Source organism: Mesorhizobium sp. ES1-4, from assembly GCF_020164745.1.
Lineage (GTDB): Bacteria > Pseudomonadota > Alphaproteobacteria > Rhizobiales > Rhizobiaceae > Mesorhizobium.
Genome location: NZ_JAIUGV010000020.1, coordinates 1 through 22,476, shown reverse-complemented (window position 1 = coordinate 22,476; position 22,476 = coordinate 1). Strand labels below are relative to the sequence as shown.

The following is a 22,476-nucleotide window of genomic DNA, read 5'->3' as shown; positions in this document are numbered from 1 at the left end:
TCGCGGTGGCCTCAACGGGGGCGCCATGTGCCTTAAGCGAGCCGGATTGAGAGCCCAGGCACGGCATTGGCGCGACGAAGTCCCTGGCGAAGGTGAGGGTCAAGCGGCCCTCTTGTCAGTGACCGCGCCAGAGCCGATCGCGGGTTCGGCAAGGACATGATCCAGGATCCAGTCGGCCGCTTTGCTTGCCCGGCTGGCGGCACGCACGATGGCGCGGTTGTCCTCCCGCAACACCTCAAGCCAGGAGCCGATATAGTCGGCATGCCTAACCGTCGGCACGATGCCCAACGCGGCGCAGCAGAAAGCTGCGTTGATCTCTGCCACCAGTTCCTCGAAGGCATACTTCTTCGAACCGAATGAGCCAGAGAGATCGCGCGCCAGGCGTGAACGGTGACCGGTCGCGTGGCCGAGCTCATGCAAAGCCGTGCGGTGCCAGTTGATCGTCTCGAAGTAGGCCTGAGGAGGGGGCACCTGCACATAATCTTGGGCAGGCACGTAGAAGGCCTTGTCGCCCCCCAGACGGAACGAGATGCCAGTTGCCTTGATCAGCTTCTCGACCTGCGGCTCGATCAAACCCGCGGCCGGCGGCGGGGCCGAAGTCGCGACTTCGGCAGGCAACCCCTCACATTGCTCGACGTTGAAGACGGTAAAGCGCTTCAGGAACGGGATCGCCTGGACATCCTCGCCCGCCTCGCGAGCCCGCTTTTTCTCATCAGTCGGGACGAACCGGTCAGCATAGACCACCGTGCTTCCACGCTCGCCCTTGCGGACATTGCCGCCGAGCCCGAGGGCCTGTCGGTACGTTACCCAGGCCTGCGTTGAAAACCCGCGTTCGACAACGGCGCCCCAGAGAATTAGAACGTTGATGCCTGTATATGAGCGCTGCGTGCTGGCGTTCTTCGGTAGGGAAAGCGGCGCCTTGGCTGCGGACGTGCCCCATGGCTGGACCCAAGGAAAACGACCCGCTTCCAGTTCGGCGATTATTTTGCCCGTGATCTCATCATAGAGGTTCGAACGCTTGGCGACTGCACGGCTCCGATTGCGTTGGAAAGTCATTATGGTTCTCCGCGACCGGCGCCGAAGGCCTCTCCTTCCGCTTTCAACCCGTCGCGGAAAACTCGACCCTCCTCTCACTCTCCGCACGGAGAGCTCCCTGCTCTCCGTGCCAGGCAAACAAGGGCGTACAAGGCGCAAGCACCGAAATGTCCGCCAGCGAGATTCGGCCAGTTCGGTGCTGGAGCAAGTTCGTGGCCCTGAGACCGGTTCAACAGGGCGGCCGCAGGAGCATCAGCATGGCGCCGCCGTCAGGCGGGATGCGGGACCGACCGCCCCCGGCGAAGGGCGCCGCATGAAAAACCTTGCTCGGTAGATTTGACTGAACGGAGAGAGCTCGATGAGGCAGCAATACACAACGTGAAAATCGGCACTGAGTTGCGCACCAGCTTCGCAACTTCGACATCAGAGGTCCGGTTGATATTCGCCGCGTCAGAACAGATGTAGAGCGTGATGCGAAGGAACGGGATATAGCTATGGTGCTGCATCACGACCTGATTGCTCGCGCCCAGCATTTCCAGTTCCTAGCTGGGAGGCGGCGCAAGTAGAGGAGAAAGCCCGATGGCCAACACAGCACCGCTGCAAGCCGCAGCCGTTCTGAGTTGGGTGCCAAACACCACCACCAATCCCAAGCTGGAAGATTTTGACACCTAGACTATGAACCCGGAACCGTGGTGGGTGCTGGAACACGCGATCGTCTAGGCAGTCGACAACATGGACACGCCAAGGAAGGCAGCCATGGATCAAGGCTGGCGAAAGCTTTTTCGGGACGTGCGATGTCGCTCCGATCTACAAGATGATCATGGCGAGACGAGCAGCCGAGTACGGGTCGTCTCATTGACTTTCAACGCGAGACCCCTATCGCGAACTTAAAGCGGCAGTGATCGTGAGCTTCGCGGCCGCAGTACACTTCTTCGCATTCAATCGCGCTCGCGCCGGAATTGCCGAGCAGAAAAGAGAATGCTCCCGATATGAACCCCTCGAACATGTAGCAGACGCGCTGGCCCTGCTGTTGCCTCGCTTCCAGCGTGAAGATCGAGTTCCTCAGGCCGATGCTGCCACGCCGGCCGGCGATATCCAGTTCATCGACGGAGAACTGGCCCCAGCCGCGCTGCGACAGCCGCTGGAAATAGTGCCGAAACGTCGCTTCGGGATCGAGCCTCTTGTCTCGCACCTGCGCCTCACACCATTCGATGGCGGATTTCGCCGTCGCCGCGCGCAGGATGGCACTGTAGGCCGCGCGGCCGAGGGCTGCCTCCACCGCGAGATGATTGTTCACCAGGAAATGCCTGGGCAGATAGACCATGGGCAGCCCGTCGGTCCGCCAGATGCCGCTTGTATCATCGACATCGATCGGAACTGCGGGCTGCATGGCGCTTATGCCGCCTGCCGCTGCGAGGCGACCGAGGCCGACTGGTCCTTGTAGAGCTCGCCGTCCTTCATGATGACGACGAGGTTCTTCTCATGCACCATCATGTCGAGGTCCTTCAGCGGGTCGCCATTGACCAGCAAAAGGTCGGCGATGAAGCCTTCCTTGACCAAGCCGAGCTCGTCGCCGAGCCCCATCACCTGGCCGCCGAGCCGCGTGCCGCACTGCAGCGCTTCGCTCGGCGAATAGCCCAGCAGGTCGACGAAGTGCTTTAGATCCCGCGCATTGGTGCCCTGCGGCGTCTGCGCGAAACCGTAATCGCCGCCGATCAGCGCGCGCACGCCGCGCTTGCGCAATTCGGTGTAGACCTTGCGGCTGTCGTCGAGGATGCGCTGCATGCCGAACTTGACCGCCATTTCATGGGTGAAGCCAAAGGGCTCACCTTCATAGAGCGTGCCGTAGATGATGCCGATGGCCGGGCCGACGAAGATGCGGTCCTTGGCCGATTCCAGCGCGTCGAGTGCCTCTTCGTCGGCGGATTCGCAGTGGTAAATGACGTCGACGCCGCACTTGACCGCCCGCTTGACCGAACCGGCGGCGCGGGCATGGCAGTTGATCTTCTTGCCGAAGTCGCGCGCCACCTGCACCGCAGTCATTACCTCGGCTTCGCTCATGACGGTTAGGCCGCCATGCGCCGCGGGGCTGAGATCATCACCCGAAATGTTGATCTTGATGTTGTCGGCGCCTTCGCGGCAGCAAAGCCGCACCGCCTTGGTGATCTCTTCAACGCCATCGGCGATCATGCCGAAGCTCTCATGGTACATATGCTGCTGGCGCTCGTCGCCGAGGCCTCCGGTGACGGTGATCTCCGGGCTGCCGGCACGCATGCGCGGACCCGGCAGGCGCCCTGCATTGATCTCGTTGCGGATGACGATGTCGAGCCTAAGCTTCGAGGTCGCAGCGCTGTAGGCGCTGGTGAAGCCGTGGTCGAGCAAGGTTTTGGCATTGCGCATGGTGAGCAGCAGATGCTCCTCGGGCGGGATCAAGCCGAGATCGGAATCCTTGATCGCGCCGCCGAACGAGATATGGGCATGGCCTTCGACAAGGCCCGGCATCAGCGTCATGCCGCGGCATTCGACCGTCGTCGCGCCTTCGCCGGACAACTGGCCCGGCGTGCGTGCGATGGTGACGATGCGGCCATTGCCGACTAGGAGATCGGCCGGATAGGCGTCAGCGCCCGTGCCGTCCCAGAGCATGGCATTTCGAAACATCACTCTTGTCATGACAAACGTCCTTTCGGAGTTGGCGAGGGTTATTGGTTGACGGCTTGTGCTGCGATGACGTCGTCGGCCACGACATTGGACAGGATGCCGACGCCTTCGAGTTCGACTTCGCAGATGTCGCCATGCTTCATGAAAAGCTGCGGCTTGCGCGCCATGCCGACGCCGGACGGCGTGCCGGTGACGAGGATGTCGCCGGGTTCGAGCGTGATGGCCTCGCTGATGATCGAGATCAGCGACACGACATCGAAGATCATGTCGTCGGTCGAGGCGTTCTGGACGATCTCGCCGTTGAGCCTTGTCTGGATGCGCAGGCCCTTGCCGCCCGGCGGCAGTTCGTCCGCGGTCACGAAAATCGGCCCGAACGACCCGGTGCCGTCGAAATTCTTGCCGACGGTCCATTGCGGCGCCTTGGTCTGGAAATCGCGGATCGAACCGTCGTTGAAGATGGAATAGCCGGCGACATGGCTGAGCGCCTGGCGTGGTGCAATGTGGCGGCCGGCCTTGCCGATGACCGCCACCATCTCACCTTCATAATCGAGCTGGATCGAAGCCTCCGGCCGGCGGATCGCGGCGCCATGCCCGATCAGGCTGGTCGAGAAACGGGCGAACAAAGTCGGATAGGTCGGCGGCACGAAGCCGCTCTCGATCGAATGGTCGACATAGTTCAGGCCGACGCAGATGATCTTGCCGGGCCTCGAGATCGGCGGCAGCCATTCGACCGATTTCGCATCAATGCGCCGCCCGCAGGCCAGCTTCTCGCCGGCGGCCTGCAGTGCCGGCGTGCCTTCGGCAATCAGCTCGTCCAGCCATCCGGGAAACATCGCATCGCTGGCGTCGATGCCGCGGAACTCGCCTGCCGGCAAGGCGATCGCCAGCCCAGGTCCCCGCGACGATTTATAGGCTGCAAATCGCACTGGCCACACCCTTGCTCGTGACGACTGGACTTTGTTGACAAATTATATATCTGTCAACAGAGAATATATTATTCTGCATTCTGATTTTCCGCTGGGATAATGTATCAAGGCCCCTCGAAGGACGGATTCGCCCGCAGGCAAACGAATGGCTAGGGAAGGCTCGATCAATCTCACCCAGGGCGCGTATGAGGATTTGCGCGCCGACTTGCTGTCGTGCCGGATCGCACCCGGCAGCCGGCTCAAGGTCCAGGAGCTGTGCGACAGGCTGTCGGTCAGCCTCGGCGCCATCCGCGAGGCGCTGTCGCGGCTGACATCCGAAGGCCTCGTCGTGGCCGAACCGCAGCGCGGCTTTCGCGCCGCTCCGATCTCGGCCGAGGACCTGCTCGACCTCACCAAGACGCGCATCCAGATCGAAACGCTGTGCATCCGCCGCGCCATAGAGGTCGGCGATGTCGCCTGGGAATCGCAGCTGGTCGCGGCACTCCACCGGCTGTCGCGCACGCCTGAGCATACGCCGGACGATCCGGTGCATTCGAGCGACGAATGGGCGACCGCGCACGCGGCCTTCCACAAGGCGCTGGTCGCAGGCTGCGACAGCCGCTGGCTGCTGCGCCTGCGCGACCAGCTTTACGACCAGAGCGAGCGCTATCGCCGCCGCTCGGTCTCGCTGGCACCCCGGGCGCGCAACATCAGCAAGGAACATCAGGACCTCGCCAATGCCGTGCTCGACCGCGAGGCGGAGAAGGCCTGCGAATTGCTGGCGGAGCATCTGGCTGTCACCACCGACATCCTGCTCGCCGCCGAAGCCGACGACCTGCCGGCGCGCAAGACGATTGAGCGGGCGTAGCGTTTCATTCGATCTCCTCGGACAGAAACAAACGCCGCCCGTGCAAGACGGGCGGCGTTTCGTGTCGCGGCCTACTGGCGCAGATTGGTCCAGATCCGGTCATAGGCGCGGATCGCCTTCTCGTCGCATGACGGCGCGAAGGTGATCTTGAGATCGGCCGGCGGATTGAATTCGGGCGAACCACCAATTTCCGGCGCCAGGAGCTTGTTCGATCCGGAGATAGCGCTCTGGTAGCCGGTGTATTTCTGCTGCAGGGCGATGTTTTCGGGATCCATCAGGAAGTTGAGAAACTTCTTGGCGTTTTCGACATTGGGCGCGCTGGTCGGCACGGCGACATTGTCCATCCAGCCGACAGCGCCTTCCCTAGGATAGACGTATTTGACCGTCGACTTCTGCTGGCGCGTCGCCAGCGCCTTGCCCGACCATTGCTCGTGCATGACCGTTTCGCCGGCAACCTGACGCTCGACGATGCCGTCGGAATTATAGACCTTCACGAACGGCTTCTGCGCCTCGAGCAAGGCATCGAGTTCCTTGAGGTCGGCCGGATTGCTGTTGCACTGATCCTTGCCGAGATAGACCAGCGCCAGCGAGATCACCTCGGTCGGCGAGCCGAACATGCCGACCTTGCCCTTCAATTCCGCCGGCGGGTCGAACAGCGGCTTCAAACTGTCGGTCGGCCCCTTGTAGACGGCGGTATCGACGGAATAGGAGGTGGTGCCCCATACCCATGGCACGGTGTATTTCGCATCCGGATCCCACGGCCGGTGCTGCCATTTCGGATCGACGTTCTTGAAGTTCGGCATCGCGCCGGCGTCGACTTCCTGGAACAGCTTCTGCTTGATGAAGATCGGCACGAAGTCGTTGCTGATGATCATCACGTCGTAGCCGGCGGCACCGGAGCTCAGCTTGGCGAGCGCGGTTTCGTTGGAATCATAGGTGTCGATGGTAACCTTGATCCCGGTCTCCGCCTCGAACTTCTTGATCATCTCGTCCGACGTGTAGTCGGTCCAGTTGTAAATGTGCAGTTCGCCGGCATCGGCGAGCGCGCTGGTGGTGATTGCGCCGAGCATAGCGGCTGCAAGGGCTATCTTCGAAAGTCCTTCTTTCCATTTAGTCACGTTCGTTCTCCTCTGGTCTGGTCTTATTTTTCTAGGCAAATCTGTTGCGCCGTCCGACGAGCAGGGCGGCGGCGACGAAGATGATGGAAACGGCAAGCAGGATGGTGGAGATGGCGTTGACCTCGGGCGTCACGCCAAGCCGCATCATGCCGTAGATGTAGACCGGCAGCGTGGTCGAGCCGGCGCTCGACACCATCATCGAGATCAGGAAATCATCGAGCGAGACGACGAAGGCCATGATGGCGCCGGCCGAGATTGCCGGCAGCAGCAAGGGCAGCGTGACACGTCGAAACAGCCGCCACTCGTCAGCGTAGAGGTCGCGTCCCGCCTCCTCCAGCGTGCCGCCCATGTCGCGCAGGCGCGCCTGGATCGGCAGCAGCGCGAATGGGATGCAGAAGACGGTGTGGGCGATCATTAGATTGAGCAGCCCATGATGCATGCCGAGCCCCGAAAAGAAGATCAGCGTGGTGATCGCCACGACGATCTCCGGCACCACCAGCGGCATCGCGATCAGCGCCATTGCAGCACCCCGCCCGAAGCGCGGCCGGCCGCGTTCCAGTGCAATCGCACCGGCGGTGGCGATCGCCGTCGAGGCAATGGTGGCGACGATGGCGATGATGACGCTGTTCAAGGCGGCGTCGCGGATCGCGCCATTGTAGGCGACGGCGACGAACCATTTGAAGCTGAAGCCGGCCCACACCGTAACCAGCCGGCTCGAGTTGAAGGCGTAGATCACCAGGATCAGCAGCGGCGCGTAGAAGAACACGAAGATCAGCGCGGTGTAGGCCGACAGGCCGGGCGTGTGCCGCCAGTCGAAGGGTTTGACGCCGTTCATCGCAGGTCCTCCTGCGCCTTGCGCGAACGGATGACGAAGACGGTCAGCACCACGACCGTCACGACGGTCGAGAGCGCGGCACCAAACGGCCAGTTGCGCGAGGAGGTGAACTGCATCTGGATCAGACTGCCGATGAGCAGCTTCTTGCCGCCGCCGAGCAGGTCCGGCGCCAGGAAGGAGCCCAGCGCCGGCGCGAAGACCAGCGTGGCGCCGGCCAGCGCGCCGGGCCGCGCCAGCGGCCAGACGATGCGGCGGAAGACGGCGGCGCGGCCGGCATAGAGGTCGTGCGCGGCCTCGATCAGCCGGGGATCGATGCGCTCCAGCGTCGAATAGATCGGCAGCACCATGAAGGGCAGGAAGGTGTAGACGAGGCCGAGCAGGATCGAGCCGTCATTGTAAAGCAACGGCAGCGGATCGGAGATGATGCCGGCATGGCGCAACGCGCCGTTCGCCAGTCCCTCGTCGCGCAGGATCAGGATCCAGCAATAGGTGCGGATCAGGGTATTGATCCAGAACGGCAGCGTGACAGCGAACAAAAGGATGCGCCGCCGCTCCGGCGTCTGGCAGACGATATACCAGGCAACCGGCAGGCCGAGGACGAGGCAGATGATCGTGGTGGCGATGGCGAGATAGATCGAGCGCAGGATGATCAGCGCGTAGCTCGGCGAAAACACCAGGCTGTCGTCGAAGTCGCGCTGGTAGAGGAACTGCAGATAGGCGTCGAAGGTCGCCGGCGCGGTGACGCCGCCATAGGGGTTGGCGGTCATGAAGGAGTAGGCGACCGCCAGGAACAGCGGCAGCACCATGAAGATGCCGATGACCAGCATGGCCGGCGCAATCAGGAGCCAGGTGCGGGTCGGACCCATCTCAGTTCGCCAGTTCGCGTTCGAGATGCCGTGCCCAGTCCACGACGACCCTGTCGCCGGTCGAAAGCGCCGCACCGCCGCGCGAGCGCGAATGCAGTTTTGCCCCCTCCTCCAGCACGACCTCATAGAGCGTGTCGGAGCCAAGGAAGGTGATGGCGGAGACCGCGCCCGTCGCGTGTCCCTTGGTGCCGTCCGATGCCGGCGACACGACGATGTGTTCGGGGCGCACGACGATGGTTTTCGCCGGGTCGCGGCCAAGGGTTGCACCAGGCAAAAGGTTGGACTCGCCGATGAAGTCGGCGACGAAGCGGTCCTGCGGGTTGTCGTAGATGTCCCTTGGCGTGCCGACCTGCAGCACGTCGCCGCTGCGCATGACCGCGATGCGGTCGGACATGGCCAGCGCCTCCTCCTGGTCGTGGGTAACCAGAACGAAGGTGATGCCGGTTTCGCGCTGCAGCCGTTTCAACTCGCTCTGCATGCCTTTGCGCAACTTGAGGTCGAGCGCCGACAGCGGCTCGTCGAGCAGGAGAACGCTTGGTTTGGGCGCAAGCGCGCGCGCCACCGCGACGCGCTGCTGCTGGCCACCCGACAATTGCGCCGGGCGGCGCGCCGCAAAGCCTTCCAGCCGCACCATTGCAAGCGCTTCCCTGACGCGCTCGTCGATCAACGATCTTGGCGCTTTCTGCATTTCCAGCCCGAACGCGACATTCTCGGCGACGCTCATATGCGGGAACAGCGCGTAGCTCTGGAACACCGTGTTGACCGGCCGCTTCTGCGGCGGCAACGCCGCGACGTCATTGCCGGCGATGCGGATGGCGCCCGAACTCGGCGCCTCGAAGCCGGCGATCAGGCGCAACAAGGTTGTCTTGCCGCAGCCCGACGGGCCGAGCAGCGTGAAGAACTCATTATCGTAGATTTCGAGACTGACCAGGTTCAGCGCATGCACCGGATCGGCATCCCGGGTCACGAAGGATTTTGACACGCTGTGGATGTCGATCATGACCGGCACATTCCTGGACTGCGTTTAAGATGTCCCTGCATGTCGAAGGCCATCACGGCCGTCTGGCGCCGCACCTAAAATTCGCTCAGAAATTATATTTGTCAACGGATAATATATTGTTTTTGCGTTTCGACACGCGAATGTGTGGTGGGCCGGTTTCGACCTGTGTTGGAGCCGTCGCGTCTCAGAGCACCTTGCCGCTTTCGAGATCGAGCAAATGCATGTGGGCCATGCCGAGCGACAGCGTCGCCATCTCGCCTGGCTTCGGTGTCGCCGCGGGATCGATGCGCGCCGTCACTTCCGCGCCGGCGACCAGCACGTGCAGCAGCGTTTCCATACCCATCGGCTCGACGACCTCGACCGGCACCTTGATGTCGACGCTATCGGGCCGCTCGCGCTGCTCGGTGATATGCTCGGGCCGCAGGCCGAATTCGAGCTCGCGCCCGGCATGGCCGGTGTAGCGCGCGGTGCGGGACGCCAGAACGGCAAGCGCCGTGCCATCGCCGAGCACCACCGCCAGGCGGTCGCCGCGCGCTTCCAGCCGGCACTTGAAGAAGTTCATGCCGGGGCTGCCGATGAAGCCGGCGACGAAGCGGCTGGCCGGCTCGTGGTAGAGGTCGTTGGGCGGTCCGATCTGTTCGATGCGCCCCTTGTTCATCACCACGACGCGGTCGGCCAAGGTCATCGCCTCGACCTGGTCGTGGGTGACATAGACCGTGGTGGTGGCGACCATCTGGTGCAGCTTCTTGATCTCGGCGCGCATCTTGCCCCTGAGCTTGGCGTCAAGATTGGAGAGCGGCTCGTCGAACAGGAAGACTTTCGGCTGGCGCACCATGGCGCGGCCCATGGCGACGCGCTGGCGTTGGCCGCCGGACAGTTGGTGCGGCTTGCGCTGAAGAAGCTCGCTGAGATCGAGAATGTCGGCGACACGTGCGATGCGTTGCGTCACCTCGGCGTCCGGAACCTTGCGGATGCGCAGGCCGAAAGCCATGTTCTGCGCCACCGTCATTTGCGGATAGAGGGCGTAGCTCTGGAACACCATGGCGATGTCGCGATCCCTGGCCTGGACGTCGTTGACCAGCCGGCCGCCAATATGGATCTCGCCGCCGCTCGGCCGGTCCAGTCCCGCCACCATGCGCAGCGTCGTCGACTTGCCGCAGCCGGACGGTCCGACGAGGACGACGAACTCGCCCTCGGCGATCTCGAGATCGATATCGTGCACGACCTTCAGGTTCTGGAAGCTTTTCGAAATCTTGCGCAGTTCGACATCCGCCATGGGGCTATTCCTTTGCCGGGGGCGCGAACAGGTCGAGCGCCAGTGCCGCGGTGCCGATCACGCCGGCATCGTTGCCGTGCTCCGCCGCCACGATCACCGGCGGCCGGCCAGGCTTGAGCAGGACGAAATCCCTGACATTTTTGGCTATGCGATCAATGAAGAAGGGACCGGCCAGCGACAGGCCGCCGCCGATGATCGCCGCCTCGATATTGAGCATGTTTGACATGATGCCGATCATCTGGCCGAGCCAGCGCGCCACTTCGTCGACGACCTGCAGCGCTGCCGGATCGCCTCCCTTGGCGAGATCGACGACGGTCTCGGCGTCCTTGGCATCGGTGTCGGGCTTGAGCTGGCGGTAGCGGTTGACCAGCGCGCGGGCGCTGGCCAGGTTCTCGACCATGCCCGGCACCGGATCGGCGATATCGGTGCGGGCCGGGTCGAGCGAGATGCAGCCGAACTGCGGCGGCAGCCCGTCCGGGCCGTCGATGACCTTGCGGTCGATGACCATCGACCCGCCAATGCCGGTGCCAAGCGTCAGCAGCGCAAAGCGCGAGAACGGACGTCCGGCGCCATGGCGCATTTCGCCATGGGTAGCGCTGACGGCGTCGTTGCGGACGACGGCCGGCACGCCGAAGCGGATCGAGAACAGTTTCGACAGCGACCCCTTCAGCAGCGCCGGGATCGCCGGACAGCGGCCGTTGAGCATGCCGGTCTCGGGATTGGGCGTGCCGGGCACGCCGATGCCGATCGCAGTGATGCCGGGAAATGCCCGCCTCAGTTCCTCGGTCACGTTGGTGACCAGATGAACGAAATCGGCGAATTCTATATCGCGATGCACCGGGACAGCGCTGCGCGCGAGGACCTTGCCCGAACCGTCGACGACGCCGAGCTTGACCAGGCTGCCGCCAATGTCGATTCCAACAGCGGTTACCATCACGCCTCCTTGCGGATGCGCACGTTGAGCCGCCGTCCGAGGTTGGGGTAGATCATCTTGTCAGGATCGATGCCGCGCGCGATCGCCAGCTCGCAGCCATACCATTGCAGCGGCATCGGCGCCCAGCAGCCGGCCAGCCATTGCTGTTTTGGCTCCGTCGGCCAGTTGACATCGAGGTCGAAGCGGGTCGAGTAGCCGGAGAGGTTCAGGACGACGGTGCGTGGTCCGAGTTCGGCCAGTGCCTCGCCGAGATTGGCGGCAACCTTGGCCTCGGCCTCGGTCTGCGCGATTGATATAACCAGGCTCTTATCCGTCGTGCCATAGACATGGCCGTGCAAAGCCTCCTCGGTGTCGAAACCAGCAGTCGGCACACCGCTGATCTCGGCAATCTTGAGCGACGTCTCGAGCGCGGTGCCGAGATGCGTCGCCTGGCCAGCGACCAGGATGTAATCGGGCACACCGAAGCGGATTATCAAGTCTTTCGCGGCGGCAAGACCGGTTTCCGCCGTCTGTTCCAGTTGCTGCAGCAACCCCGACACATCGATCGTCCTGCCGGCGAGCTTGGCGGCGACCGCCAGCACCGAGATGACGGTGGCGGAATAGCCCATGGTCTTGGGGCCGACCGTCTCCGTGCCGATCGGCATGACGATGATCTCGGCGCCGGTCTCGGTGATCAGGCTGCCGGCTTCACCGGTGATGACAAGCGTCGGGAAACCGAGCTCAACCGCCAGGCGCACCGCTTCAATCGTGGTGATGCTCATGCCCGACTGCGAAGCGGCCAGCACCAACGTGCGCTGGGCCGATGCCCTGGGCGGCAGGCGCAGGAATGCCTCCGGCTCCTTGGCGATCACGGAGGCACCCGTCCCCTCCTCCAGCGCTTCGGCGCCGGCCAGAAGTGCGTTCATCGACGAGCCGGTGCCGAGCAGCACGATCCGTTCCGGCCTCTGGCGCAGGCTCGCAAAGCCATCGAGATCCGCGCCGATGGCGGCGGGGAGACCGGTGAGGGTCGCGGGCTGCCGGCGGATGTAAGTGCCTATCTGCATCGCATCGTTCCATCAGTTCGAAATTGTCAGTCTCGTTAAAATCTGTCGGAGGCACGGCTATTTGCTGTAGCCCTTGCTGAGGCCGCTGATGAATTGCCGCGAGAACAGGGTAAACAGCAGAACCAGCGGCACCGCGCCGAGCGTGAGTGCGGCGAGCAGCGCGGGATAGTCGTTCATGAACTGGCCGACGAATTGCTGCACGCCGAGCGTCACCGTCTGGTTCTGCCGGCTCGGCGCCAGGATCAGCGGAAACCAGAGGTCGTTCCAGACCGGCAGCATGGTGAGTGCCGCGACTGCGGCGAGGCCCGGCCTGACCAAAGGCAGCACGATCCAGAAGGTGCGCAGTTCGCTGGCGCCATCCATGCGCGCGGCTTCCTTGAGATCGGTCGGCACGGTGCGGAAATAGGTGACCATCAACGTCACCGCGATCGGGACGCTCATGGCGGTGTAGACGAGGATGAGTGCGGCAAGCGTGTCCATCAGCCGCCAGGCCAGCATCATCTGGATCAGCGGGATGGTGCCGAGCCGGATCGGCAGCATGATGCCGAGCACGAACAGCCCGCCAAGCAGCGAGGCCAGCCGCACGCGGTATTCGACCAGGGCAAAGGCGGCGAGGGTCGACAGCACCATGGTGAGCACGATGGTGGTCACCGTGACGATCAGGCTGTTGAGGTAGTTGACGATGAAATTGCCGCGCGTGAAGACGCGCTTGTAGCCTTCGAGGCTGAAGGTCTTGGCCGTCGGCAGATCAAACGGTCCGCCGAAGATCGCCGGCGTCGTCTTCAGCGAATTGATGATGACGATCAGCACCGGCCCGATGGCAAGCAGCACGAACAGGATCAGCAGCGCGTGCACGATGATGCGTTCGACCGGCCAGGGTTCGCGGTCCTGGCGACGGCGGGCGGCTGGTATGGCAAGGTCTGATATGCGGTCTGGGGCGCTCATGTCAGCTCCTAGACCGAATAGGATTTCAGACGGCGCTGGATCAGCCAGAAATAGGCTGCCGTCACCAGCAACACGGTGAGGAAGATGACCGTCGCGACCGCAGCGCCCAGGTCGAGATCGGCAAGCTGTCCGCTCGAGCCAAAGAAGGTGCGGTAGAAGTAGGTGCCGAGGATGTCGGTGCTGTAGTTCGGACCGGGCGCCGATCCGTTGAGCGCGAACACCAGGTCGAAGCCGTTGAAGGTCCAGATGTAGGTGAGGATCGCGATCAGGCCGAACTGCGGCGCGATCAGCGGGAACTTGATCTTCCAGAAGGTCGTCCAGCCGCTGGCGCCGTCGATCTTGGCGGCCTCGACAAGCTCGTTGGGCACCGCCAGCAGGGCACTGTAGAGGAAGACCATCGGGATGCCGAAATACTGCCACACCGACATCAGCGAGATGGTGGTGAGCGCGGTCGATTCCGTTCCGAGCAGCGGAAAGCCGACCAGGCCCCAGAGCGGGTTAATGATGAGGCGCCAGACGAAGCCGACGATGACCACCGACAGCGTCGCCGGAATAAACAGCAAGGTGCGATAGATGCCTTCCGACCGAGCCAGTTTGCCGGAGGTGAGCAAAGCAGCCAGCAGCAAGCCTACCGGCACTTCGACAATCAGATGGATGGCGAAATACTGGATGTTGTTGAGCAACGCATTCCAGAAGCGGGCACTTATGGTCGGGTGCGTGAACAGGCGTTCGTAATTGGCGAGGCCGACGAACGTCCGGCCTGAAGCGCCACTCGTCTGAAAGAAGCTCATCACGATCGACGTCGCCAGCGGCAGCACAGCAAAGACCAAATAGACGGCCAGGGCCGGCAGCACGAACAGCAGCAGGTTTCGGTAGGCGGCAGCGGGAGATATCAACTGAAGACCTCTGGAGCGGTTCGCCGTTTCGCGGAAACGGGAACCGCTCTATATCTTTTGTTTCGACGCAATTCCGGACGGAAAACCGTCTCACACTTTTCCTGGATTGCTCCTGTTCACGCCGGCTTGGATGGCGTCGGCGTGCGGGGCTTGCGCATGTCCGGCCAGCTGGCAAGGCATGCGCGAAGCATTGCCGATTACTTCTTCTGCGGTCCGTACCAGGAGGCAAGGCCTGCCTGGAGTTCGGTCGCGACCTGCTGCGGCGTAACATCGGACTTGGTGAACATCACCTGCAGGAGACGCCAGGTCTCGTCGTCGAGCGGCGGCGTGCCGGCACTCAGGCGATCCAGCGCCAGGCGTGGCGTGAGCTCAGCGCCCTTCTTCAGGTCAGCAAAATCCTGTGCCAGCTTGTTCTTGTAGGTGACCGGCTTCGAGCTCATAGCAAAGAAGCCGGGAGCAGCGTTGACATAAAGTTCCTGGAATTCCGGCCCGGCGACCCAGTCGAGGAAGGTCTTGGCCGCATCCTTGTGCGCGCTCTTGGCGTTGATACCGATGCCCATGTCGGGCATCTCCTGCAGATAGCGCTGGTCGCCGGCCTTGGGCGCCGGCGGGCCGAACACGCCGACATTCAAATTGGTCGACGTCGCCTGGTTGATGTCCCACGAACCGTCGGGGAGGATCGCCGCCTTGCCGAGCGTGAACAGCTGCGTCATGTCGGCATAGTTGAGGCTCTCCTGCCCGGCGGGCAGGAATGGCTTCCAGGCCGCGAAAGCGGCGATGGCATCGACGAATTCCGGATCGGTCAGCTTCTTCTTGCCATCGATCAGGCCGAGACGGCCGTCCTCGCCTTTCCAATAGGCCGGGCCGATCGAATAGAGACCGTTATAGGCGAGTTGCCAGGATTCGGCCGAACCATAGGCGAGCGGCGTGTAGCGGCCATCCTTCTTGATCGCCTCCAGTACAGCGATGAACTCGGCGCTGGTGGTCGGCACCTTGAGGCCGAGTTCCTTGAAGATGTCGGCGTTGTAGTAAAAGCCGGCGAGCACGGCGGCGACCGGCAGGCAATAGGTCTTGTCGTCAGCGCCGCTCCACGCCGCACGCGACGTCTTGTCGAAATTCGCCAGGCCTGGCAGGCCTTCGAGCGATTCGAAATAGCCGCGCTTGATCCATTCGCGATTCACATCGAAGGGGCGGCAGGTGATCAGGTCGCCGCCGGCGCCGCCCTCGACCTGCGACTGGATGGCGGCGTTGTATTCATTAGTATTGATCGGCGCGAACTCGATCTTGATGTCGGGATGCTTGGCTTCAAAAGCGGGCAGGATCGTGTCCTGCCAGACCGCGATGTCCTCGGTGCGCCAACTGTTCAGGGTAATGGTCACCGGGTCGGCATAGGCCATGCCGATACCACTGGAAAACATCGCGCTCAGCGTCATTGCCAGCGGAATCGATGCATGTATCGAACGCATTTTGGGGTCCTCCCTCAACACGGTGCCTCTTGTGGATTCACGATTTTGCACTGTTGCCTCGGACCATACCTAATGATACATCTTGTGACAAGTGGTATTGTGTTGTCTTTTTATCATCGAATGAGGCGCCGTCTTGATTGGACACGCCCAACCGATGGCAAGGAAATTCGGGAGGGCTCGATGATTGGAGTTGGAATTCTGGGCTCGGGCTTCATTGCCGAGACCTATGCGGACTCTCTGCTCGACGTACGCACCGCCGAACTCGTGGCCTGCTCGTCACGCAGTTTCGAGCGAGCCACGACCTTTGCCAAGAAGTGGGGACCGCGGGTCACGGCGCACCGGGATATGGACACCGTTTGCGCGGATCCAGCGGTGGAACTGGTGGTGATCGCGCTGCCCAACGAGATCCATCTCGAAGCCGTCAGGATCGCCGCGAAACACGGCAAGGCTGTCATCTGCACCAAGCCGTTGGCGCGCACCGGCAAGGAAGCACGGGAAATCCTCGACATCGTCCAGCGCGCCGGTATCTGGCATGGCTATGCCGAATGCGCCGTGTTCTCGCCCAACATCACCAAGGCACACCAGATGATCCAGGCGGGTGGCATCGGCAATCTGCTGACCATGCGGGCCCGGGAAGCGCATTCGGGACCCCATGCGCCGCATTTCTGGAACGCCGAACTCGCCGGCGGCGGCGCCCTGCTCGACATGGGCTGCCACACTGTCGAGAGCGCGCGTCATTTTTTCGGCAAGGACAATCTGATCACCGAGGTGTTTGCGTGGGGCGCCACCATGGCCCATGGCGACAAGACGACCGGCGAGGACACCGCGATCGCACTGCTGAAATTCGCCGGCGGCCAGCTTGCCACGATCGAATCCTCGTGGATCGAGAAAGGCGGCATGCAGCTGCGTCACGAACTGGTCGGCTCGGCCGGGCGTATTGTCACCGACACATCCGTCGGCCCGGTTTGGGGCTTTATCGAGAAACCGGTGGGTTATCTCGTCGAGAAGGCTGACGCAGAGACTGGCTGGGTCTATCCGGTACCGGAAGAGACCAGGGCCTATGGTTTTTCGCAGCAGATGCGGCATTTTGTGGATCACTTCACGGCGGGGACAGTGCCGATGGAAACCTTCGAGGACGGTGTCATCGTCAACCGGATAATTGACGCCTGCTACCGTTCGATGCGAACGGGCGTGTGGGAAAAAGTGAAGGCGGATGGGTGACTGAGATGGAGGGCTCGCCGCTGCAGTTGGATGGACCGGAGCCGCTCTGGCGGCAGGCCGCCGAAGCGATCCTGCAGGAGATCGCCAGCGGCAAGCTCGCCTCGGGCGCGCGCCTGCCGGCCGAGCGCGACCTGTTCACGCGGATGTCGATCAGCCGGGTGACCTTGCGCAGGGCCCTGCAGAGCCTCGTCGAGGAAGGCGTGCTGACGCCGTCGCACGGGCGTGGCTGGTATGTCTCGGCCAAGGTGCCGAAGGAGTTTCCCAACACGCTGGAATCGTTCAGCGAGACCGCCAAGCGCCTTGGCCTGACGCCCTCCTCCGACGTGCTGCGTGCCGAGGAAGCACCGGCCACGCTCGACGAAGCCGAGGAGCTTTCAATCGCGCCCGGCACGACGCTGTTTCACCTAGAACGCATCCGCCGGCTCGACCAGGTCCCGGTCGCCGTCGACACCTCGTTCTTCGCCGTCGCCCTGGCGCCCCATCTCGGCCAGGTAGATTTTCGGACCGCTTCGCTGTTCGGTCTGCTGATCGCCGCCGGCATCGATCTGGCCCGCGCCGAGACCACGATTGAGGCCCATGGTGCGGATTCGGCGCTGGCGCAACATCTCGACATGGGCGTAGGCAAATCCACTTTGGTCATGCGTCAGCTGATCGTCGACGCTTCCGGCCGTCCGTTGTTGTCCTCGACCATCCGCTACGCAGGTGATCGCTATCGGCTCCGTACATCGTTCTCTCGGACAGGAAAGTTCGCATGGCCTGTCGGAGCACAACCCGTTGCTTCGGACCGACGCGGCGCCGCCTAGGTTAAGTTGGTTCGCTCAGCGAGGCCATGCGACACGGGATGATTTTCACTTCCAGGCCATTGGTTTCATTTTAAACCCTACTCGATCACGGCCTGCGGAAGGTCGAGTATTCCAGCTCCCGCCGCGCTCAACCGTCCTATTCGCACGCCGCGACACCCCGGAACACTCGATACCAGTCAGGGGACTGTCCCTTGATACCGAGACCCCCTATTTCGGCGAGATACTCGCAAAATAGCTCCACGCGATTGGAAGGTGCTTGGAGGACCAAGGTGATAAAGAGCGATACTCTCTTCTACCCACCACGCGGCCTGTCACGGGACGAAGCCGCACGATACGTCGGCGTTGGCGTGACAAAATTCGACCAAATGGTCGCCGACCGGCGGATGCCAAAACCGAAGAAAATCGATAGTCGTGTGATCTGGGATCGCCTTAAACTGGAGGCCGCGTTCGCGGATCTGCCCGGCGACGATGACGACAATATCGTCGACTTCCTCTTGCAAGGGAATCATCGAGGCTAATAGTCTGGTCCTGCTATGGAACAGCGTCTCAAAGACAAATATCCGGGTTTGTCCTCTTATCAGGACCGTCATGGAAAGACGCGCTGGCGCTATCGCGCCAAAGGGCGCGTGGTGCCTCTGCCCGCCCCGAACGCGAGCGGTTTCAAGCAAGCCTATCAGGCCGCTGTCGAGGGTCGGAAGATTCAAAAGGCGCCGGTGGTCACAAGGCCGGGTGCTGCGTTGCCAGGAACCTTCGGAGCAGCGGAAAAGAGATTGAAGGCATCGGTCAAGTGGCTCGCTCATGATGAGAGCACGAAATTCAAAAATAGGCGCCTGATCGAGGAATTTCTGGGTCTGCGGGTTGTCCCGGACCATCCGCTGACATGGCGCGATGTGCCCGTTAAGAACCTGCGGCGGGTCCACGTCGAAGAGCTTCTGGGGCAATTCATCGCGACACCACACAAGGCCAAGCACCTGCTGGTCGCGATACGCAAGCTCGTCCATGTCGCGATACGACTGGACTGGATCGAAATCGATCCTACCGCAGCGGTCGAGTGGCGTCCTGCTTACACGGGCTGGAAGGCTTGGCCTCACGAAGCCATGCAAAAGTTTGAGCAGCACTGGCCGCTGGGGACGGCTGCGCGCACCTGTTATGGCCTGGCGTTATGGCTGGGCAATCGTCGCGGCGATGTCGCCGATTTGCGGTGGGACCAGAGGGTGACGCGCAAGGTCATGATCGATGGCCAGGAGCGCCATTTCGACGGCTTCGACATTGTCCAGGCAAAGAACAAGAACCGGACCGGTGGCAAGCGGCTTTTCGTACCGATTACCCCGATGCTTGCCGAAATCCTTGAGGCCACGGACAAGCGCGGTGAAACCGTCCTGGTGACCGCTTATGGCCAGCCCTTCTCCGCCAAATCCCTGACCGGGACCATGGCACACTGGTGCAAGCTTGCAGGGCTTGCCAAAGGGCTGACGCTGCACGGACTGAGAAAATCACTTGGCGTCTATCTCGCCGAGGCAGAGGCCTCGACCAGGCAGCTCATGGATGTGCTGGGTCACGACGACATCGATCACGCTGAACTCTATTCACGCGAGGCATCGCAGGTCCGCCTGGCGGTTCAGGGCATGGATCGCGTTGTGCGGCTCGTGACCCGCAAGCCGCTGCTTGGCGAACCTTTTGGCGAACCTGTTGGCGAACCTACCCGTAAGCCATTGATAAATAACGATAATGGTGGGCCCGGAGGGACTCGAACCCCCAACCAAGCGGTTATGAGCCGCCGGCTCTAACCATTGAGCTACAGGCCCCACGCGCGCTGGATTAATGTTTTTCCCATCGCGGCACAAGGCTTTACCGGCGTGCTTTCGCAGATCGCCCAAATCATCCCATAATCGCGCTCTACGCGACCGCAGCGACCTGATCGCGGACCAAGGAGATTTTTCATGACCAGACATCTTTTGCCACTCGCGCTCGCCGCTGCAATCGCTTTTCCGGCGATGGCTGGAGCCACCGACCTGCCGACGCCGCCACGCATCATCGTGTCCGGCGAGGGCGAAGCAACCGTGGCCCCCGATCTGGCGGTCCTGACGCTCAGCGTCATGCGCGAAGCCAAGACGGCGCGCACCGCGCTCGACGCCAACAATGACGCCATGGCCGCCGTGATCGCCGCGATGAAGGCCGCCGGCATCAAGGATCGCGACCTGCAAACCGCGGGCATCCAGATCAACCCCCGTTACAACTACACCAACAAGCCGGACGGCAGCCAGGAGGCCGAACTCATCGCCTACCAGGTGACCAACACGCTCTCGGTGCGCGTGCGCGACGTCGACAAGACAGGCGAGATCCTCGACAAGGCGGTGTCACTCGGCGTCAACCAGGGCGGCGGCATCGCCTTCACCAATGACAATCCGGCGGCCACCGTCACCGAGGCGCGCAAGAAGGCAGTCGCCGACGCCATGGCCAAGGCCAAGACGCTGGCAGAGGCGGCCGGGGTCAGCCTCGGCCGCGTGCTCGAGATCACGGATCAGAACATCAGACCGGCGCCGATGCCGATCAACGCCAAGGCCTTCGACGCCGCGGCCGGGGCGGCGCCGGTGCAGGCCGGCGAGAACGCCTACAATGTCCAGGTCACCGTTACCTTCGAACTCAAGTAACCGGTTTAAGGCGATGGCCGGTCCCTGCCGGCCATCGATCATTGGCACATGAAAAACCCCGCGGGATCGCTCCCGCGGGGTTTTTTCGAGCCTCGCGATCCTCGCAGAGGATTATGCCGCAACCGACGTTGCGGGCGATCCAGCCTCCAGGCTGAAAAGGCTCAACGGTTGATGATCGGGCAACCGCGCTCGTTGGCGAACACGATGACGACACGGTCGCCGTACTGACGGCCCATCACCTTGACCACCCGGCGGTTGGCGTCAACGATGCGGGCACGGTGCAGCCCCATGCGCTCGGCCTTGTCGAGCGCGCGCTCCGGCGAGCAGCCGCGGCGCCAGTCGTCGCGGCGCTCATCCCGGCGGTGGCGATAGCCATCGTCGCCGGCATAGACGCCGAAGCGCGGATCCTGGTTGTTGCCGAAGCCAAGATAGAGGCTGTCGGCATGGGCGGGGATGGCCGCCAGCGTGCCGAGGCCGACCAGCGCCGAAAGGGCCGCCGTCTTGATCGTGGTGTACATGGTTCTCTCTCCTTGTTGCGGGCCTGCGCCCGTCGTCGTGAAACCGATGGCGCCAGAATGCACTCGCCTGTCTGAACCATTCACGAACTCGCCGTTCATCCGCCGTTCATGTGGCGCCAGCGGCCAAGCGCCGGCCATTTGCTATCCCTCGCCGGCCAAATCGTAGCCGGCCAAAGCCGGCGCGCCTTCCTCCGCGCGGTCAGGGCTCCTCGTCGAGCATATAGTCAAAATAGTCTTCCGGCTCGGCCAGCTCGGTCTCGTTCGCCTTGACCCGGCCGCGCATCGAGATGCCGGCCTCATGCACGGTCTCGGCACTGCCCGAGACCAACCGGTGCCACCAGTAGAGATCGCGGCCCTCGGCCACCAGCCGGTAGGCGCAAGTGCTGGGCAGCCAGCTGATGGTGCGCACATTCTGCGGCGTCAGGCCGACGCAATCGGGAACGCGTGCCAGCCGGTGGGCATAATCGGCACAGCGGCAGCTCTCGGCGTCGAACAGCCGGCAGCCGACGCTGGTCCAGTAGATTTCTCCGGTGTCCTCGTCCTCGAGCTTCGACAGGCAGCACTTGCCGCAGCCGTCGCAGAGCGATTCCCATTCCGTGGGACTCATCGCTTCCAGCGTCTTGGTTTTCCAGAACGGCGTTTCCATTTCCGGCATGTGGCCCCAGCCGCCCCCAAGGTCAAGCGCGGCAAAGGCCGGAATGGGCCTCTAACAGGCCGAATGACATGATGTTGCCTTCAAAAGGCCGGCCAATAGCCCCGCACGGCCCCTAACGCTGGGCGACTGGAACCAATTTCGTTAAAAGCGGTTTCGGCAAGGATGGGACCCCACAAGGAGAATTTTCGATGAAACGCCAACCACGGATTCTGGCAGGCACAGCGCTTGGCCTGTTGATGGCATCCGCGCCGTTAGGCGCGTCCCCGCTCCAGGGGACAGCCACGTTCGGCCCGATGCAACGTAGCGTCGCGCCAATCATCCTGGCCCAGGCGGCCTGCGCCGAGGGCGAATCAGCCGAAGCCTGCGCACAGAAGCAGCAGGGCGAGCAGAAGCCCGAGCGCAAGAAGCGTGAGCAGCAGCAGCAGATCGAGCAGGCGCCCGCCGGCCAGGCCGCGCCCGCCAACGACCAGCAGCAGCCGCGCAAGAAGAAGCGCGACCAGCAGCAGCAGACCGAGCAGGCGCCCGCCAGCGAGGCCGTTCCCGCCAACGACCAGCAGCAGCCGCGCAAGAAGAAGCGCGACCAGCAGCAGCAGACCGAGCAGGCACCCGCCGGCGAGGCCGCTCCCGCCAACGACCAGCAGCAGCCGCGCAAGAAGAAGCGCGACCAGCAGCAGCAGACCGAGCAGGCGCCAGCCAGCGAGGCCGCTCCCGCCAACGACCAGCAGCAGCCGCGCAAGAAGAAGCGCGACCAGCAGCAGCAGACCGAGCAGGCACCCGCCGGCG

22 protein-coding genes, 1 tRNA gene and 2 pseudogenes are annotated in these 22,476 nt (G+C 62.9%); 7 read left to right on the top strand and 18 right to left on the bottom strand.

Going from position 1 to position 22,476, the window contains the following annotated elements:
* Window positions 1-99 precede the first annotated feature (99 nt).
* The 5 genes from LB556_RS27745 to LB556_RS27725 form a co-directional block, all read right to left on the bottom strand.
* Window positions 100-1,056, bottom strand: coding sequence for an ArdC family protein (locus LB556_RS27745; protein ID WP_224570765.1), 957 nt, complete (start codon window positions 1,054-1,056; stop codon window positions 100-102).
* Window positions 1,057-1,304: 248 nt separating this feature from the next.
* Window positions 1,305-1,568 (bottom strand): hypothetical protein, encoded by a 264-nt coding sequence (locus LB556_RS27740; protein WP_224570764.1) that lies wholly within the window; start codon window positions 1,566-1,568, stop codon window positions 1,305-1,307.
* Between the two features lie 329 nt (window positions 1,569-1,897).
* Entirely contained in the window at window positions 1,898-2,425 is a 528-nt protein-coding gene (locus LB556_RS27735; RefSeq protein ID WP_224570763.1) for a 4-vinyl reductase, read from the bottom strand.
* 5 nt (window positions 2,426-2,430) lie between these two features.
* Window positions 2,431-3,705: a metal-dependent hydrolase family protein gene (locus LB556_RS27730; protein WP_224570762.1), complete on the bottom strand. Its 1,275-nt coding sequence runs from the start codon at window positions 3,703-3,705 to the stop codon at window positions 2,431-2,433.
* Between the two features lie 29 nt (window positions 3,706-3,734).
* Entirely contained in the window at window positions 3,735-4,619 is an 885-nt protein-coding gene (locus LB556_RS27725) for a fumarylacetoacetate hydrolase family protein (protein ID WP_224570761.1), read from the bottom strand.
* A gap of 145 nt (window positions 4,620-4,764) precedes the next feature.
* Here LB556_RS27725 and LB556_RS27720 point away from each other — a divergent pair, with 145 nt between their 5' ends.
* Window positions 4,765-5,466, top strand: coding sequence for a GntR family transcriptional regulator (locus tag LB556_RS27720; protein ID WP_224570760.1), 702 nt, complete (start codon window positions 4,765-4,767; stop codon window positions 5,464-5,466).
* A gap of 71 nt (window positions 5,467-5,537) precedes the next feature.
* Here the strand turns inward: LB556_RS27720 and LB556_RS27715 are convergent, their stop codons facing one another.
* The 10 genes from LB556_RS27715 to LB556_RS27670 all read right to left on the bottom strand — a co-directional run bounded on the left by LB556_RS27715 (window position 5,538) and on the right by LB556_RS27670 (window position 15,845).
* Complete coding sequence (locus tag LB556_RS27715) at window positions 5,538-6,584, bottom strand: extracellular solute-binding protein (RefSeq protein WP_224570759.1); 1,047 nt, start codon at window positions 6,582-6,584, stop codon at window positions 5,538-5,540.
* 31 nt (window positions 6,585-6,615) lie between these two features.
* Window positions 6,616-7,419, bottom strand: a complete 804-nt coding sequence (locus tag LB556_RS27710; protein WP_224570758.1) for an ABC transporter permease — start codon at window positions 7,417-7,419, stop codon at window positions 6,616-6,618.
* Window positions 7,416-8,285, bottom strand: a complete 870-nt coding sequence (locus LB556_RS27705; RefSeq protein ID WP_224570757.1) for an ABC transporter permease — start codon at window positions 8,283-8,285, stop codon at window positions 7,416-7,418. The genes LB556_RS27710 and LB556_RS27705 overlap by 4 nt, the downstream gene beginning before the upstream one ends.
* A 1-nt stretch (window position 8,286) precedes the next feature.
* Window positions 8,287-9,285: an ABC transporter ATP-binding protein gene (locus LB556_RS27700; protein WP_224570756.1), complete on the bottom strand. Its 999-nt coding sequence runs from the start codon at window positions 9,283-9,285 to the stop codon at window positions 8,287-8,289.
* Window positions 9,286-9,469: 184 nt separating this feature from the next.
* Window positions 9,470-10,561, bottom strand: coding sequence for an ABC transporter ATP-binding protein (locus LB556_RS27695; protein WP_224570755.1), 1,092 nt, complete (start codon window positions 10,559-10,561; stop codon window positions 9,470-9,472).
* Between the two features lie 4 nt (window positions 10,562-10,565).
* Window positions 10,566-11,495 (bottom strand): ROK family protein, encoded by a 930-nt coding sequence (locus LB556_RS27690; protein ID WP_224570754.1) that lies wholly within the window; start codon window positions 11,493-11,495, stop codon window positions 10,566-10,568.
* The gene (locus tag LB556_RS27685; protein ID WP_224570753.1) at window positions 11,495-12,538 is read right to left on the bottom strand and encodes an SIS domain-containing protein; all 1,044 of its coding nucleotides are present in this window, start codon (window positions 12,536-12,538) and stop codon (window positions 11,495-11,497) included. Before LB556_RS27685 ends, LB556_RS27690 begins: the two co-directional genes overlap by 1 nt.
* Window positions 12,539-12,595: 57 nt before the next feature.
* Window positions 12,596-13,483 (bottom strand): carbohydrate ABC transporter permease, encoded by an 888-nt coding sequence (locus tag LB556_RS27680; protein ID WP_224570752.1) that lies wholly within the window; start codon window positions 13,481-13,483, stop codon window positions 12,596-12,598.
* Window positions 13,484-13,491: 8 nt separating this feature from the next.
* Entirely contained in the window at window positions 13,492-14,379 is an 888-nt protein-coding gene (locus LB556_RS27675; RefSeq protein ID WP_224570751.1) for a carbohydrate ABC transporter permease, read from the bottom strand.
* 197 nt (window positions 14,380-14,576) lie between these two features.
* Window positions 14,577-15,845, bottom strand: coding sequence for an ABC transporter substrate-binding protein (locus tag LB556_RS27670; protein ID WP_224570750.1), 1,269 nt, complete (start codon window positions 15,843-15,845; stop codon window positions 14,577-14,579).
* A 180-nt stretch (window positions 15,846-16,025) separates the two neighbouring features.
* Between LB556_RS27670 and LB556_RS27665 the strand changes: the two genes are divergently transcribed.
* The 4 genes and pseudogenes from LB556_RS27665 to LB556_RS31925 all read left to right on the top strand — a co-directional run.
* Window positions 16,026-17,066 carry a Gfo/Idh/MocA family protein gene (locus tag LB556_RS27665; protein ID WP_224570749.1) on the top strand — a complete coding sequence of 347 codons (1,041 nt, stop codon included), beginning with the start codon at window positions 16,026-16,028 and terminating at the stop codon, window positions 17,064-17,066.
* Between the two features lie 5 nt (window positions 17,067-17,071).
* A complete protein-coding gene (locus tag LB556_RS27660) occupies window positions 17,072-17,869 on the top strand; it encodes a GntR family transcriptional regulator (RefSeq protein WP_224570827.1) in 798 nt (265 codons plus the stop codon).
* A gap of 272 nt (window positions 17,870-18,141) precedes the next feature.
* Entirely contained in the window at window positions 18,142-18,387 is a 246-nt protein-coding gene (locus tag LB556_RS27655; RefSeq protein WP_224570826.1) for a hypothetical protein, read from the top strand.
* Between the two features lie 15 nt (window positions 18,388-18,402).
* Window positions 18,403-19,455 (top strand): annotated as a pseudogene (locus LB556_RS31925) (tyrosine-type recombinase/integrase); the annotation flags it as partial.
* A gap of 143 nt (window positions 19,456-19,598) precedes the next feature.
* Here LB556_RS31925 and LB556_RS27645 read toward each other — a convergent pair.
* A tRNA-Ile gene (locus tag LB556_RS27645) sits at window positions 19,599-19,674 on the bottom strand.
* Between the two features lie 135 nt (window positions 19,675-19,809).
* Between LB556_RS27645 and LB556_RS27640 the strand changes: the two genes are divergently transcribed.
* On the top strand, window positions 19,810-20,520 hold the full coding sequence (locus LB556_RS27640; RefSeq protein ID WP_224570748.1) for an SIMPL domain-containing protein: 711 nt from the start codon (window positions 19,810-19,812) through the stop codon (window positions 20,518-20,520).
* Window positions 20,521-20,681: 161 nt separating this feature from the next.
* On the opposite strand, the gene LB556_RS27635 is transcribed toward LB556_RS27640, so the two are convergent.
* Window positions 20,682-21,038 carry a hypothetical protein gene (locus tag LB556_RS27635; RefSeq protein ID WP_224570747.1) on the bottom strand — a complete coding sequence of 119 codons (357 nt, stop codon included), beginning with the start codon at window positions 21,036-21,038 and terminating at the stop codon, window positions 20,682-20,684.
* Window positions 21,039-21,237: 199 nt separating this feature from the next.
* On the bottom strand, window positions 21,238-21,684 hold the full coding sequence (locus LB556_RS27630; RefSeq protein ID WP_224570825.1) for a YcgN family cysteine cluster protein: 447 nt from the start codon (window positions 21,682-21,684) through the stop codon (window positions 21,238-21,240).
* A gap of 197 nt (window positions 21,685-21,881) precedes the next feature.
* On the opposite strand from LB556_RS27630, the pseudogene LB556_RS27625 reads away from it, so the two are divergent.
* Window positions 21,882-22,476 (top strand): annotated as a pseudogene (locus LB556_RS27625) (flagellar motor protein MotB); the annotation flags it as partial.

Excerpts from the sequence above, each read along its gene's own strand:
- LB556_RS27640 (WP_224570748.1), top strand. The coding sequence starts at position 19,810 with ATGACCAGACATCTTTTGCCACTCGCGCTCGCCGCTGCAATCGCTTTT.
- LB556_RS27720 (WP_224570760.1), top strand. The coding sequence starts at position 4,765 with ATGGCTAGGGAAGGCTCGATCAATCTCACCCAGGGCGCGTATGAGGAT.
- LB556_RS27740 (WP_224570764.1), bottom strand. The coding sequence starts at position 1,568 with ATGCTGGGCGCGAGCAATCAGGTCGTGATGCAGCACCATAGCTATATC.
- LB556_RS27705 (WP_224570757.1), bottom strand. The coding sequence starts at position 8,285 with ATGGGTCCGACCCGCACCTGGCTCCTGATTGCGCCGGCCATGCTGGTC.
- LB556_RS27735 (WP_224570763.1), bottom strand. The coding sequence starts at position 2,425 with ATGCAGCCCGCAGTTCCGATCGATGTCGATGATACAAGCGGCATCTGG.
- LB556_RS27745 (WP_224570765.1), bottom strand. The coding sequence starts at position 1,056 with ATGACTTTCCAACGCAATCGGAGCCGTGCAGTCGCCAAGCGTTCGAAC.
- LB556_RS27635 (WP_224570747.1), bottom strand. The coding sequence starts at position 21,038 with ATGTACACCACGATCAAGACGGCGGCCCTTTCGGCGCTGGTCGGCCTC.
- LB556_RS27665 (WP_224570749.1), top strand. The coding sequence starts at position 16,026 with ATGATTGGAGTTGGAATTCTGGGCTCGGGCTTCATTGCCGAGACCTAT.
- LB556_RS27670 (WP_224570750.1), bottom strand. The coding sequence starts at position 15,845 with ATGCGTTCGATACATGCATCGATTCCGCTGGCAATGACGCTGAGCGCG.
- LB556_RS27690 (WP_224570754.1), bottom strand. The coding sequence starts at position 11,495 with ATGGTAACCGCTGTTGGAATCGACATTGGCGGCAGCCTGGTCAAGCTC.
- LB556_RS27630 (WP_224570825.1), bottom strand. The coding sequence starts at position 21,684 with ATGGAAACGCCGTTCTGGAAAACCAAGACGCTGGAAGCGATGAGTCCC.
- LB556_RS27710 (WP_224570758.1), bottom strand. The coding sequence starts at position 7,419 with ATGAACGGCGTCAAACCCTTCGACTGGCGGCACACGCCCGGCCTGTCG.
- LB556_RS27730 (WP_224570762.1), bottom strand. The coding sequence starts at position 3,705 with ATGACAAGAGTGATGTTTCGAAATGCCATGCTCTGGGACGGCACGGGC.
- LB556_RS27680 (WP_224570752.1), bottom strand. The coding sequence starts at position 13,483 with ATGAGCGCCCCAGACCGCATATCAGACCTTGCCATACCAGCCGCCCGC.
- LB556_RS27685 (WP_224570753.1), bottom strand. The coding sequence starts at position 12,538 with ATGCAGATAGGCACTTACATCCGCCGGCAGCCCGCGACCCTCACCGGT.
- LB556_RS27700 (WP_224570756.1), bottom strand. The coding sequence starts at position 9,285 with ATGATCGACATCCACAGCGTGTCAAAATCCTTCGTGACCCGGGATGCC.
- LB556_RS27660 (WP_224570827.1), top strand. The coding sequence starts at position 17,072 with ATGGAGGGCTCGCCGCTGCAGTTGGATGGACCGGAGCCGCTCTGGCGG.
- LB556_RS27695 (WP_224570755.1), bottom strand. The coding sequence starts at position 10,561 with ATGGCGGATGTCGAACTGCGCAAGATTTCGAAAAGCTTCCAGAACCTG.